11 protein-coding genes and 1 riboswitch are annotated in these 13522 nt (G+C 36.4%); of the genes, 7 read left to right on the forward strand and 4 right to left on the reverse strand.

From position 1 onward, the window contains the following. Positions 1-9 precede the first annotated feature (9 nt). Complete coding sequence (locus tag GH741_RS01385; RefSeq protein WP_153734998.1) at positions 10-315, reverse strand: hypothetical protein; 306 nt, start codon at positions 313-315, stop codon at positions 10-12. A gap of 66 nt (positions 316-381) precedes the next feature. Further along, positions 382-463: riboswitch (cyclic di-GMP riboswitch) on the reverse strand. Between the two features lie 284 nt (positions 464-747). On the opposite strand from GH741_RS01385, the gene htpX reads away from it, so the two are divergent. From htpX to GH741_RS01415, 6 genes are all read left to right on the forward strand, one after another. After that, entirely contained in the window at positions 748-1662 is a 915-nt protein-coding gene (gene htpX / locus GH741_RS01390; RefSeq protein ID WP_153734999.1) for a protease HtpX, read from the forward strand. Between the two features lie 314 nt (positions 1663-1976). Further along, positions 1977-2540 carry a GNAT family N-acetyltransferase gene (locus GH741_RS01395; RefSeq protein ID WP_153735000.1) on the forward strand — a complete coding sequence of 188 codons (564 nt, stop codon included), beginning with the start codon at positions 1977-1979 and terminating at the stop codon, positions 2538-2540. Between the two features lie 98 nt (positions 2541-2638). Beyond that, positions 2639-4435 (forward strand): M3 family oligoendopeptidase, encoded by a 1797-nt coding sequence (locus tag GH741_RS01400; protein WP_153735001.1) that lies wholly within the window; start codon positions 2639-2641, stop codon positions 4433-4435. Between the two features lie 165 nt (positions 4436-4600). Continuing rightward, positions 4601-7822 carry a DEAD/DEAH box helicase gene (locus tag GH741_RS01405; protein ID WP_338079189.1) on the forward strand — a complete coding sequence of 1074 codons (3222 nt, stop codon included), beginning with the start codon at positions 4601-4603 and terminating at the stop codon, positions 7820-7822. A 52-nt stretch (positions 7823-7874) separates the two neighbouring features. After that, the gene (locus GH741_RS01410) at positions 7875-9071 is read left to right on the forward strand and encodes a class I SAM-dependent rRNA methyltransferase (RefSeq protein WP_153735002.1); all 1197 of its coding nucleotides are present in this window, start codon (positions 7875-7877) and stop codon (positions 9069-9071) included. A 190-nt stretch (positions 9072-9261) separates the two neighbouring features. Beyond that, positions 9262-9576, forward strand: a complete 315-nt coding sequence (locus tag GH741_RS01415) for a putative quinol monooxygenase (protein ID WP_153735003.1) — start codon at positions 9262-9264, stop codon at positions 9574-9576. An 80-nt stretch (positions 9577-9656) separates the two neighbouring features. Here the strand turns inward: GH741_RS01415 and GH741_RS01420 are convergent, their stop codons facing one another. The 3 genes from GH741_RS01420 to GH741_RS01430 form a co-directional block, all read right to left on the reverse strand. Further along, positions 9657-9983: an SCP2 sterol-binding domain-containing protein gene (locus GH741_RS01420; protein ID WP_153735004.1), complete on the reverse strand. Its 327-nt coding sequence runs from the start codon at positions 9981-9983 to the stop codon at positions 9657-9659. A 257-nt stretch (positions 9984-10240) separates the two neighbouring features. After that, complete coding sequence (locus GH741_RS01425) at positions 10241-11341, reverse strand: M24 family metallopeptidase (RefSeq protein WP_153735005.1); 1101 nt, start codon at positions 11339-11341, stop codon at positions 10241-10243. Between the two features lie 376 nt (positions 11342-11717). Further along, positions 11718-12389, reverse strand: a complete 672-nt coding sequence (locus GH741_RS01430; RefSeq protein ID WP_153735006.1) for an HAD family hydrolase — start codon at positions 12387-12389, stop codon at positions 11718-11720. A 209-nt stretch (positions 12390-12598) separates the two neighbouring features. Here GH741_RS01430 and GH741_RS01435 point away from each other — a divergent pair, with 209 nt between their 5' ends. Further along, entirely contained in the window at positions 12599-13453 is an 855-nt protein-coding gene (locus GH741_RS01435; protein ID WP_153735007.1) for a DegV family protein, read from the forward strand. Positions 13454-13522 lie beyond the last annotated feature (69 nt).

Genomic DNA, 13522 nt, shown 5'->3' on the forward strand with positions numbered 1-13522 from the left:
TTATATTATTTAGACAACATCTTTAATCTCTGATAATCTTTTTCGAGATAAGTCATAGTCTGCGCCTATATTAGTTAAGAAATTAAAGATAGGATCTTCGGAGAAATTAGCTTTTAATAAGTAGTATACTTTTGGTTTTTCGTGCTTTAAAACGGTCATGATTTCAGAAGTTGGTAAATCCATTGATGTTGTTCTAATCCTCAAAAAATTCCTTAAATAGTTCTTAAACGGGATGATGGCTGTAAAGTTATCAGGCTGATTACTAATTAATTTTTCGAAATTTATTAGTGCAACTTTTAACTCAGGTTCTTTCATAATAAAACCTCCTTTTATACTTTAAATGCGCCTAATAAAACACCTAAATATAAAGGAAAATTTTATGTAGGCAACTGGCTGGCATAGATTTACTTTAGCCCCTATAGTTTTGCGTCCTTGTTTTTCAACAAGTTTGCCATTTCTATTGTTTAATTATAGCATAAATGGAAGGAAATTGTCGGATAAAATGCAAACGTAGGGCTTTTAACTTCCTTTAGGAGACTAAAGTGAAAGTGATAAGGCACCTATAATAGTTGTTGGTTTAAAGGGAATAAATAATAAATAGGAAAACTAGTTGGACGAGGTGTTGCGAGTATGGGACAATGTGACAACACTGAAAAAAATAAATTCTATGTAGGCAAAATTATATCTCAAATCATTAGAATCATGGTAAAATAGACGAGTAGTACATCTTGAATTGGAGGCAAAGGAATGGGCAAAAGAGTTTTTCTTTTTATTTTAACAAACATTCTAGTCATGACAACGATAGTAATTGTTTGGTCGTTAATCACAACTTATACTGGTATTAGTGGTACTTTTGAAACTGGAGGTCCTGGTCTAGGGATCGATTATGTTTCATTGATGGTATTTAGCATACTCGTCGGTTTTATAGGCTCATTCTTCTCACTTGCAATATCACGTTGGGTTGCTAAGAAAATGATGAAGGTTAAGGTCCTTGATCCGGACGGTTCATTATCAGCACATGAACGTGCCGTAGTGGAAAAGGTTCACCGATTCTCACGTGCAGCTGGTTTAGTTCACATGCCAGAGGTTGGAATTTATCAGTCTAATGAGGTAAACGCATTTGCTACTGGACCTTCAAAAAAACGGTCACTTGTAGCTGTTTCAGTAGGATTATTAAATAACTTGGATGATGATGCAGTGGAAGGTGTCATTGCCCATGAAGTTGCACACGTTGCCAATGGTGACATGGTTACGATGACATTGTTGCAAGGTATCGTCAACACGTTTGTTGTATTCTTCTCGAGAATTGCAGCGATTATCGCTTCAAGATTTGTTCGTGAAGAAATGAGATTTGTTGTCCAATTTGCTGCGATAATTATTTTCCAGATTTTATTCTCGATCCTTGGGAGTATTGTCGTCAGTGCTTACTCGCGTCATCGTGAATATCATGCCGACCGTGGAGGTGGCGACTTAGCTGGACGTGACAAAATGGCGCATGCACTGCGCTCACTGAAAAATCATGTTGAACGTGCTAAAGTCAAAGATCACACCGATGATTCAGCAATTCAAACAATGAAGATTAATGGAAGAGGTGGAATGATGTCACTCTTTTCATCACACCCCGACTTAGATGACAGAATTGCACGCTTAGAACAACGTTAAATCTTAAAAACAGCTACTCTTTCAATAGAGTAGCTGTTTTATTTAGTTAGAAAGTCAAATTCATCACTAGCATAAAATCACAATTCAAAAAAGCTACTAATTCCAAAATTAAAATAGTTGTCGAAAATTACTCTGCTGAGCACTAAAAAATATGTTGATTATTAGATAATCGATGATTATATTAAAAATAGATACATAAGGGCAGATATACATGTTTTCTCAAGAGGGAGCTAATTAATAGTTTATATTACACCTCAGGAGTTTTAGTACCAGACTATTGACCTTTGTAAAACGAACTAATTGGGGGAGAAACATTGATTAAACAAAATAGTGAGAGCTTTTTAACTGGAACAAATGTAGTCCTAAGAAAGATTACCAAAGAGGATTATTTGAATTTTTCACGGATTGAAGATGTAATGGAAAGTCGACTTCTAATGAACGATGGAATTCCATTTCCGCCGACAGAAGAAGATCATCAAAAGTTTCTCGGTGAACTAAGCGCAGACAAGGATGATTATATGTTTGCCATCGAAACAATTGAGGATAGGCAATTTATTGGTACGGTTGCTGTCTACCTTGTTAACTGGAAAAACGGTTCATGTAATGTTGGGATTTCAATTGGTACAGAATTTCAAGGACGTGGTCATGGTACCGATGCGATGAATACGTTACTCGATTTCATTTTTAATTACATGAACATTAATAAGGTAAAACTACAAGTTTTTTCTTTTAACAAAGCAGCTATTCGATCTTATCAAAAGTGTGGTTTTACACTTGAAGGTACTCTTCGTGAGGAACTTTTCCGCTTTGGAGAATTTCATGATATTTTTATAATGGGAATTTTAAGAAAAGATTGGGTTAATAAAAAACTGAATTGATCCACGAGACAATTAAGTCGTACTTTTATTTGATTTGAATTGGGCAAAATGGGGGGGCAGTTTCAAAAGAATCAGAACAAATTGTCTAGGGGGATACTATGGTAAAGACAATTAGCGAAAACTGGGATTTAAAATCACTTTATTCGAAAACAGGTTTAAATACGATTGAAGGAAAGATACAAGAGCTAAGCGGAATGATGTCGAGGGTTAGTGAATCCATTGATACACTTGATATGGATAAATCTTCTTTACATAAAGAATTAGTTAACTTTTTGCAAGATATGCAACAGGTGATGAGTGGTTGGCTAGAAATTGATGAGTATTTAATTTGTTTGCACTCAGAAGACGTGGAGAATGATTTAGCATCACAATTGTTGGAGGAAAGTGCCTTATTAAAGCAAAAGTTACAATCAATCCAAATCAAGTTAGATCAACTGTTAATAAGTATTCCGGAAAGTGGTTGGAGCTTATTTATCTTACAAGAGGAGGTCTCGTCTTATCGTTTTTATTTAGAAGAACGTAGGCGATTGGCACAAGACAAACTATCCTCAGATACTGAACAGCTAATTAATCAACTGTCTGTCAATGGCTTTGGGGGGTGGGAGCAGCTCTATCAGCAGTTGGTTTCGAATTTAAAGGTTCCTATTAAGAAGGATGGACAGGAAAAAAATGTTTCGATTGGAGAAGCTTTAGATAAGGCAATGAACTCTACTGATCGATCTATACGTCAGGAGACAGTCAAATCAATTAATGAAGTTTGTAGGAATAACGCAGATATTTTCGCTTCCGTACTCAACAGAATTGCTGGCTTTCGTCTAGATATCTATAAAAATCGAGGCTGGACGAATATCCTAAAAGAAGTATTGGACACTAACAGAATCCAAGAAACAACATTACATACAATGGTTGCCACAATTAACCAACACCGTGATCTATCAAGGCGATTTATAGAAAGGAAAGCCCAACTAGAAAAAATTGACAAGGCATCTTGGTATGATACATATTCTCCAACTTTTAGAACTAAAGCAAAGGTCAGCTACAATGAAGCCGTCGAAATTATAGTTAAGCAATTTTTTCAGTTTAGTGACAAGTTAGGCAAGTTTGCAGAGCGAGCCTTTAACGAGGGATGGATCGAAGTAGAAGATCGAGACGATAAAGCAATGGGAGGGTTTTGTGCCTCTATGCCGGTAGCAAAGGAGAGTCGTGTCTTTCTTACTTTCCGTGGTAATTATCAGGATGTTGTCACAATTGCTCATGAATTAGGGCATGCATATCACAATTACATTTTGCATGAAGAACCGGCTTTTGCCCAGGAAAAAGGCACCAGTGTTGCTGAGACAGCTTCAACTTTTATGGAAAATTTAGTTTTAGACGCAGTCATAGATCAAGCGACAGATAAAGACGAAAAACTAGCATTACTAGAAATGAAAATTTCAAGCGGATTAAAGTACCTTGGCATGGTACCAAATATGTTTCAATTTGAGCTAGATTTTTATCGAAAAAGACAAAAAGGATTAGTGACTGCTGACGAATTGGTTAACGTAATGGAAAGGGTAGAAAGGGATTTATATGGAAATACGATTGATGAGGTTAATCCTTATATGTGGATGGTCATTGGTCATTTTTACAGTACGGAGCAGGCATTCTACAATATACCTTACACAATCGGCTACTTATTCAGCAATGGAATTTATTCATTATCTAAGCAAAATGGCAGTAAATTCTCCGAACAGTACGACGAGTTATTGAAAAATTCCGGAAAAATGACTGTCGAACAGTTAGCCGAAACGTATTTAGATCAGGACTTAACAAACCGTAAATATTGGGATGACTCAATCAAACCAATCAGGGATGCAGTTGAACAATATCTTAAATTAACAGAGGATATCACCTAATGAACTTCGGTTTGTTAGGTTTTTTCTTGTAGTTAATTAAATAGAAATGATGTTAGGAAAAGTTCATCATTGTGATACAATCGTACTATTGGAATTTAGAAAATCGATAATATTACTACATAAACAAGCCCTTTAAACAAATGAGCCTCAGGAAGGGGCAAGCATGTGAATATAAAAATTAATCAAAAAATAATAAAAGAATTGTGTGGGACAGTTTCCTTTAAAAAGGGTGATGCTTTTTACCGTGCTAACAAAGTAATAGTTGAAAGCTACAATACGGATGTTTGTGAAGCTACGGTGAAAGGAAAAGAAGATGTCCATGTTACGATTGAAACAAACGGAAATGATGATTTTCGCACAACATGTAGCTGCCCTACATTAGAGGGTTTTCAAAAAGATTGTCAGCATATTGCAGCGGTTTTAATAGCGATAAATGAACAACAGCGTCACGGTGCACTCCAAATTAACTCCAATCAGTCCGATTCTATAACTAACCAGGAACTGACCAACGGATTGCTAACTCTTTTCAATGAGCCACAGAAACGCTCAAGCGGTTATCAGCTTCACTTTGAAAACAGGCAAGTAATTGATGCTGTTTTTACATGTGTACCTGTAACGATAGGTGAAGCGAAGCAATTACTCGGAACGAAAGTTAAGATTGGTTCAGTTGATGTGGCAAATATCCGTCAATTTTTGGAGCAAGTGAAAGGAGGAAACCCTAGTAAAATTTCAAAAACATTCACTTATAACGGAAATCTTCATTGCTTCAACAAAGAAACTGATGCTGTTATTCAACAGCTTATCGAAGTCGCTCATGACGAAAAAATATATATTGATACATTACCATATAATTCAGACGCTAAAGTTAGTGATGACTTGTTACTCATACCGCCATCCTCTTGGGAAAAACTTCTTCCTTTATTTGAAAAGACTTCTCATGTCAAGCTAGCGTATGAAGGTTATACGTTTAATGGTCTTCATTTAACAGAAGAGGTACTACCTTTACGGTTTGATTTTGTAGAAATAAAAGGACAAGGTTATCAACTGCATGTTGAGGGATTGGCCCAGATGATAGTACTTGACTCCTATCGGTCAGTATTATATCAAGGCAAAATAAATAAGCTAGATAATCAAGATTGTAAACGTCTGATCGAATTAAAAAGAATGATCGATGCTTCAGGAACGAAGCAAATTGCGATCCCTAAGGAACAGGTTGACTTTTTTCTGGAAAAGGTCGTTCCCGGATTGAAGCAGCTAGGTGATGTACGAATAGCAAAAGAACTTCAAAAAGGATTTATGAAGACACCACTAATTGCCAAGTTGTACCTTGATCGAGTAAAAAATAGATTGCTTGCAGGTTTGGATTTTCATTATGGAACTATCATAATTAATCCTTTGGAAACTCGAGAACTTAAGCTAGATGCCTTGATCATAAGGGATATTGAGAAAGAGGAAGAGATTCAGAAGCTGATGGAGGATAGTTTGTTTGCTAAAACAGATAGCGGTTATTTCCTACATAATGAAGAACTCGAGTATCAATTTTTACACCATATCGTTCCAACTCTAAGTAAGCATGTACAAATATATACGACCACAGCAATAAGAAATCGGATTGTAAAAGACAAAGCGCGTCCGATGATTAGAGTAAGGGTCCAAAAGGAACGAACCAATTGGTTAGAATTCAAATTTGAAATCGATGGGATCCCTCAGGAACAAATAAGAGAGATCCTAGTTGCCCTTGAGGAAAAAAGAAAATATTATCGATTACGTAACGGCGCGCTACTGTCGCTTGAAACAAAAGAATTTAAAGAAATTAATCGTTTTCTTCATACTGTTCCGGGTCAGAAACAAGATTTGGAAAATGGTCTTAATTTACCGATGGCTCAGAGTTTACAGTTACTTGATTCAGTAGATACTAGCAATACACTTATGGTAGAAGAGTCGTTTCGTCATTTTTTGAAAACAATACAGGATCCAGGAAGCTTGGAGTTCGAGATCCCTAAAAGTCTAGCGCCACTATTACGAGACTATCAGAAACACGGCTATAAATGGATGAAAACACTTGCTAGCTACGGATTTGGAGGAATACTTGCCGATGATATGGGGCTAGGAAAAACGTTACAAAGCATTACATTTATTTTGTCCGAGCTTCCAATTATCCGTGAAAAAAGCCTTCCGGTACTGATTGTTTGTCCGTCATCTGTCACCTACAACTGGCTTAGTGAAATCATTAAGTTTGCCCCAGAGATAGAGGCTGTGATCATGGATGGCACTCAAGAAGAAAGGTCTATATTGCAAAAAAATATAACTGATAAAGACGTTGTAATTACCTCCTATCCGTTGTTGCGCAAGGATACTCAGTGGTACGAGAAACAGTTATTTCATACCGTGTTTTTTGATGAAGCACAAGCATTTAAAAATCCAGTTACACAAACAGCGCGAGCGGTGAAAAGAATACAGGCGGACCATCGCTTTGCTCTCACAGGTACACCGGTAGAAAACGCATTAGAGGAGCTTTGGTCAATCTTTCACGTTGTATTTCCCGAGTTGTTCCTTGGCTTGAAGGATTATAGTAACCTTTCGAGGAAGGCAATTGCCCGAAGAATTCGCCCATTTTTGCTACGTCGAATGAAAAAGGATGTACTTTTAGAGCTTCCTAAAAAAATAGAGTCACAGGAATCAATCGAGTTACTACCCGAGCAGAAAAAGCTATATGCTGCCTATTTGGCTAAGCTCAGGCACGACACATGGAAGCACCTAGATAGGGATACCCTTGGGAAAAACCGAATTAGAATACTAGCTGGTTTAACTAGGCTACGCCAAATTTGTTGTCATCCAAGTTTATTTGTCGATGATTATAAGGGGAGTTCGGCTAAATTTGAACAACTTTTAAGAATTGTAGAGGAATCAAAGCTAGCGGGCAGAAGGGTATTGGTTTTCTCGCAATTCACAAAAATGCTTGACCTGATTGGGAGAGAACTTGTGGTAAAAGGAGTTCCATTTTTTTATCTTGATGGACAAACTCCATCAGAGGAAAGAGTAGAAATCTGCAATCGATTTAATTTAGGTGAAAGAGACCTATTCTTAATCTCTTTGAAGGCCGGTGGTACAGGCCTTAATCTGACTGGTGCTGACACTGTAATAATGTATGATAGCTGGTGGAATCCTGCTGTCGAGGAGCAAGCGGCTGATCGAGCCTATCGAATCGGTCAGCTTCATTCAGTCCAGGTTATCAAATTAGTTGCCCGTGGCACAATCGAAGAAAAGATGAATGAACTTCAGGAGAAAAAGAGAAATCTAATTGGTGAAATCATAGATACTGAAGAGAAAGCATCATCTGCGCTTACAGAAGATGATATTCGGGAGATACTGATGTTAAACAAATAAACTTTGTTTACCAAATGGAATGGTAATTTAAACAATAGTTAGGATGAAAACAATGAAGAATGAGGTTCAGTTACAGATTAAAGATAAGTTTGCTACGAAATATAAGTCTGGTTTCCCAAACATTATTAAAGAGTCAATTATAAACATCGAAACGTTAACAAAAGAAGGATCAATCGTACGACTAGTTGACGAGAAGAATAACTTTCTAGGCAGAGGTTATTATGGTAGACAGAACAAAGGCTATGGTTGGGTACTAACCCAGAAGGAAATACAACCAATCGACCAACAGTTCTTTGATAATAAAATGAGTACCGCACTAGATCAACGTGGATCATTTTATCAAGACAAAGATACTACAGCTTTCCGTCTGTTTAATGGAGAAGGTGATGGAATCGGCGGCCTGACAATTGACTATTATGCTGGTTATTATGTGATCAATTGGTATAGCCAAGGAATCTATCAGTTCAAGGATTTGATTATTGAGGCACTAAAAAACTTAGTGGAATTTAAAGGGATCTATCAGAAAAAAAGATTTGATACAGGTGGAAAATATATCGAAGAGGATGATTTTGTAGCCGGAGAACGAGGAGAATTTCCAATCATCATTAAAGAAAATGGTGTGAATTTTGCTGTTTATCTAAATGAGGGTCCGATGACAGGGATATTCCTAGATCAAAGACAGGTTAGAAAAACAATTAGAGACAGGTATGCACAAGGGAAAACAGTCTTAAATACTTTCTCTTATACTGGTGCCTTTTCCGTGTTTGCTGCTCTTGGTGGAGCAAAGAAAACTACTAGCGTTGATCTCGCCAATCGAAGTTTACCGAAAACAATCGAGCAATTTCAAGTAAACAGTATCGATGAGAAGGAACAGGATATTAAAGTAATGGATGTCTTTAACTACTTTAAGTATGCAGTTAGAAATAAGCTTACTTTTGATATGGTTATCCTGGATCCACCTAGCTTTGCCAGATCTAAAAAGCATACATTTAGTGCAGCTAAGGATTATGTCAGCTTACTTAAGGAAGCAATTGCAATTACAGACGATCAAGGATTGATAGTTGCTTCTACCAATTTCAGTGGCTTTGATATGGACAAGTTTAAAGGTTTTATTGATAAAGCCTTCAAGGAATCAAAAGGGAAGTATAAGATTGTTGAAACGTTCTCATTACCAGACGATTTCAAAACAATTAAGCAGTATAAACAAGGGGATTATCTTAAGGTTGTTTTTATTAGAAAAGTTAAATAAGATATGACTTTAACTAAGCTTTTTAAAAATGTGGAGTCACCAAACTAATGCCAGGAACACAATCTAGGCGAATGACAGTGATTGTGTTCCTGGCGTTTTTTGTAGAATATAAAATACTTAAGTACAGAGGTAATCCTTCAATTTATATGGAATAATAAAACTATGAAAACTAAAGAAAGGAGGAGTAGGTATGAGCAAATTTGGATTATACGGAAAAATTAATGCGGTTGAAGGAGAACGTGACAAATTAGTAGAGATTCTTTTAGACGCGGCCAAATCGATGGAACAATTAGATGACTGTGAGTTATATGTTGTAAGCATATCTGATAGCGATCCTGATGGTGTCTTTGTTTATGAGGTTTGGAATAATGAAGAAGCTCATCAAGCCTCTCTATCACTCGATGTTACTCAAACCTTAATTGAACGCGCAAAGCCAATAATGGCTGGAATGGATAGAATTAGTACACTAATCCCAATGGGAGGAAAAGGTGTCGTAACTCAATGACGAACCCTCCATCAGTTTATTGAAAAACAGTTTAAATTAAACCAGTACCTTGTAACAAGGTACTGGTTATTGCACAGCCATCATTGATATTTTTTCACGGTTTCCTGTAGTTTTAATGCTAAACCAACTTTACCCTCCACTTTCAGCTTACCGGTCATAAATGCCATTGTTGTATTAAGATCGTCCTTTAGCAGTTTTGAGAAGCTTTCATCTGAAAGAATTAATGTTACCTCTGCTTGGTCAGAAAACCCTTCCCGTACTTCTACTTGACCATCCTTTACTACGATTTGTATCGGACCGCTTTCTTCTAAGTTAATTTGATATATACGATTTTTCTCGTCCTTGATGTGCTCGGGGTAAGCATTCATCTTATCAACTAACGCCATTAATTGTTCTTTTACTGCCATCGTTGTACCTCCATCCTTAAATGAAAAATTACTATAGTAGATATTCCATGTCGAGAATGTGAAGTCCTGCAAAAAATAACTATTTGTGTCGATAAAGTTGGGTTAAGGTAGGTTTTTTATAACCCTTTGTATCCACACTTTCAAATAAGAGTGAGATTTTCTCGGTATAAATACTTCGTTTCATTTTTGAAAAGGTTTGGTTGGAATTAAACTGAAGAGGGGTATTTCCCTAATTCTAAGTGTCCAAGACAGTCAAACTATTCTATTATTTGTAATTCTTTAGGAAATTTGGTCAATGTTTCAAATCCATCAGCTGTAATAAGAACATCATCTTCTATTCTTACCCCGCCTGTTCCAGGAAGATAAATACCTGGTTCTATCGTAAATACCATTCCTTCTTTTAACAATCCATCATTTAAGTGATTCATCGAAGGGAATTCATGAACATTTATTCCCATTCCATGTCCGATACGATGGGGGAAATAGTCACCATAGCCTGATTCGGTAATAATATCTCGAGCAACCTTGTCTAAGTCTCCGATTCGCATACCTGGTTTGCAAGCTTTTAAGGAAGCAAGCTCTGCTCTTAATACTGTCTGATAGATTTTTTTTTGCTTGTCTGAGACTGATTTATAGGCTACTGTTCTGGTTATATCGGAACAGTAGCCTTCAAGTACAACGCCTAAATCGAATAATACCATGTCACCAGCTTTTAGTTTTCGCTCACCTGGATTTCCGTGTGGGTCCCCAGATTTTTCACCGAATAAAACCATGGTTGAAAATGCCATTTCACGGATTCCTTTTTTCTTTAACTCATATTCGATTTTCGCTAGTACTTCCATTTCACTGATACCTTCTACAAGTGCATCAATACCCATCTGTACACCGAAATCAGCCATTTTTGTAGCGCGACGAATGACTGAAACTTCAGCATCATCCTTTACAACCCGCATTTCGTTTAATTTATCTTCTACGGAAACTAATTTTACCTTAGGAAAAAGGTTTAAAAGTGCTTCACTACGACTATAGGAAAGCATTTCTTTTTCGATGGCTACTGTATCTGCTTTAGTTAGATTTCTTTCATTAAATGAGTTTCTAATAAGTTCCCATGGGTCTTCGTGGTCGGAGTATCCTATGATTTTGTGTTTCCAGCCTGAATCCTGCAATTGCCCTACCTCCATTGTTGGCAGAACAAACAAGGGCTGTCCTTGCTTAAAGACAAAAATCCCCATTAGACGTTCATGTGGGTCAGTGTAGAAATTTGATAGATAGTAGACATTTTCAATTGAATTTAAAAAAGCTACTTCTATCCTATTTTTATTGAGCCAAGCTGTTACTCTTTCTATACGCTCTTGCATGGTTTTTCACTCCTAGCGAATTAATTACAGTTCTTTTTGTCGGTTATCGAATTAGCACAAAAATTTCCAACGATAATGACCCTTATTAAAGATGACCATTTTAAAATCATATTATAGTACTTACTAGCTATCATACCTTAATTTTGCTCATCTTAAAAAGTTAGTTCAGAGGTTAATTCCTATCTGTACATGAGAAGTTCAGATCAATTGCAACCCAATATGATTTTTTTATTTTTGAATTGAAAGTAGCATTGCTGATATCATTGATGCACTAAAGCAAGAAAATATCTAGCTTAAAACCAAAAAAGGTAACCACTCTCCATAACTTGGAGTTTGGTTACCTTTTAATATTATGGAGATGGTGTTACGTCTAACGCTATGATGCAAATATCGGCCAATTGTTTCGATCAGCAATTTTTTTCATGTCTTGGTCTGGATTGACAACAATTGGGTGCTGTACATAGTTCAATAACGGAATATCGCTTTCGCTATCTGCATAAGCCCAGATATCACTAATGGTGTGATCGGCTAGTATTTCCTGATGTTCAATCCATTCTTGAACTTTCTTTACTTTTTCATCGCCGTTGATTATCTTGCCAATTTCACCGGTACAAAGACCCTTCTCATTATATAGTAGTTCGGTGCTAATTACATGTACGTCCAATTCTAAATCCTTAGTAAAGGCCTTTAAAAAAGGGTTTAGAGCACCAGACAATACAATAATGGTATCACCTTTTTTTTGATGTTCACGTATTTTTAGTACAAGACCCTGATGCACGTCCTGTTTGCCAATATCGACTAGTTCCTGGAAGAATAGATCTAGTTCTGCCCTAGTTTTTCCTTTGAAGGTCCGAGCAAAGGCCTTGAAAAACTGGTGCTTGGAAGCATTTTTCCCTTTGAATGGCATAATAGCAGCTGCTTTTACCAATCCTATAAATAATACTCCCCATTGCTTAACGGCAAATGTGTTTTTACCAACCTCAAACATTACCTTAAAGGAGTTGCCTTGATAAAGTGTACCATCAAAATCTACTGTAACAATTGCCATTTTCTATCACCTCAACTTTTCTAGTTAGTATAAAGTAGATTAGATAAATTGTAAATAAATAGCAAATGTCGAGTTTTGAGGAAAAAAATTATTATTAAGAATGAACAAACATTTAACAAATTATTTTAGTACCTGTTATTAACACTTGGTATTATTCGGTATTTAAAGTATAATAAGGATAATTAGATTCTGGAGGGGATGGGGATAATATGACAAACAAGAAAATTGCATTTGTTACGGATAGTACAGCTTATCTAACTGATGAATTAAGAAATCACCCTGATGTGTACGTTGTGCCAATTGTCGTAATATCAGAAAATAAGGAATACGAAGATGGAGTTGATTTGTCTTCTGAGCAGCTATATGACATTATTCGTAACAATAAAGAGGTTCCCAAAACCTCACAACCATCTGTAGGGAAGTTTGAAGATCTTTATCAGCAACTTAAAAAAAATTACGATCATGCAATAGCAATTCATGTTTCTAATAAGTTAAGTGGTACAATTGCTAGCTCTAGTGCTGGGAAAGATCATGTTGATTTTGATGTGGAAGTTATCGATTCATATTCGATTTCCTATGGAATGTCAGAGCTTATTTATAAGGGACTGTCATTAGTAGAGCAAGATGTAGATGTAAAGGAAATTGCTAATCAGATAAGGGAACGAGTGACTAAATCTAGGAATTTAATTTTGCTTGGTAGCCTAGATCAATTATATAAAGGTGGCAGAATGTCTGGCGCACAATTCTTAGTAGGTAATGTTCTTCAGATCAAACCAATCCTTGTTCTTAATTCGGAGGGGGAGCTAGGAGTCCTTGAGCGAATCCGTTCCGAGAAAAAAGCCACTAATAAGGTAGTAAAACTATTCAAACAATCATGTGATGAAAAAAGTGTAAAAAAAGTAGGTATTATGCACGGAAATGTGTTAGAAAAGGCTATGGAATTAAAGCAGAGAATAGAAAAAGAAATCCCAGACATAGATATTGTTGTTGGAGAAATAAGTTCATCCATAGCTGTCCATGCGGGCGAAGGAACAGTCGCCTTATTTTGGAATGAATCAGATTGAATATATAGTAAACATAGCACCTGATCTCAATAATTGAGGTCGGGTGCTATGTTTATTTGGAAGAGCCTT

Origin of the sequence: Aquibacillus halophilus, assembly GCF_009649745.1 — a bacterium.
Classification (GTDB): domain Bacteria; phylum Bacillota; class Bacilli; order Bacillales; family Amphibacillaceae; genus Aquibacillus; species Aquibacillus halophilus.

What these genes read in the sequence shown, in the direction of transcription:
- GH741_RS01410 (WP_153735002.1), top strand. Translation starts at nt 7,875, where the DNA reads ATGAAGAATGAGGTTCAGTTACAGATTAAAGATAAGTTTGCTACGAAA.
- GH741_RS01425 (WP_153735005.1), bottom strand. Translation starts at nt 11,341, where the DNA reads ATGCAAGAGCGTATAGAAAGAGTAACAGCTTGGCTCAATAAAAATAGG.
- GH741_RS01385 (WP_153734998.1), bottom strand. Translation starts at nt 315, where the DNA reads ATGAAAGAACCTGAGTTAAAAGTTGCACTAATAAATTTCGAAAAATTA.
- GH741_RS01435 (WP_153735007.1), top strand. Translation starts at nt 12,599, where the DNA reads ATGACAAACAAGAAAATTGCATTTGTTACGGATAGTACAGCTTATCTA.
- GH741_RS01430 (WP_153735006.1), bottom strand. Translation starts at nt 12,389, where the DNA reads ATGGCAATTGTTACAGTAGATTTTGATGGTACACTTTATCAAGGCAAC.
- GH741_RS01400 (WP_153735001.1), top strand. Translation starts at nt 2,639, where the DNA reads ATGGTAAAGACAATTAGCGAAAACTGGGATTTAAAATCACTTTATTCG.
- GH741_RS01420 (WP_153735004.1), bottom strand. Translation starts at nt 9,983, where the DNA reads ATGGCAGTAAAAGAACAATTAATGGCGTTAGTTGATAAGATGAATGCT.
- GH741_RS01415 (WP_153735003.1), top strand. Translation starts at nt 9,262, where the DNA reads ATGAGCAAATTTGGATTATACGGAAAAATTAATGCGGTTGAAGGAGAA.
- htpX (WP_153734999.1), top strand. Translation starts at nt 748, where the DNA reads ATGGGCAAAAGAGTTTTTCTTTTTATTTTAACAAACATTCTAGTCATG.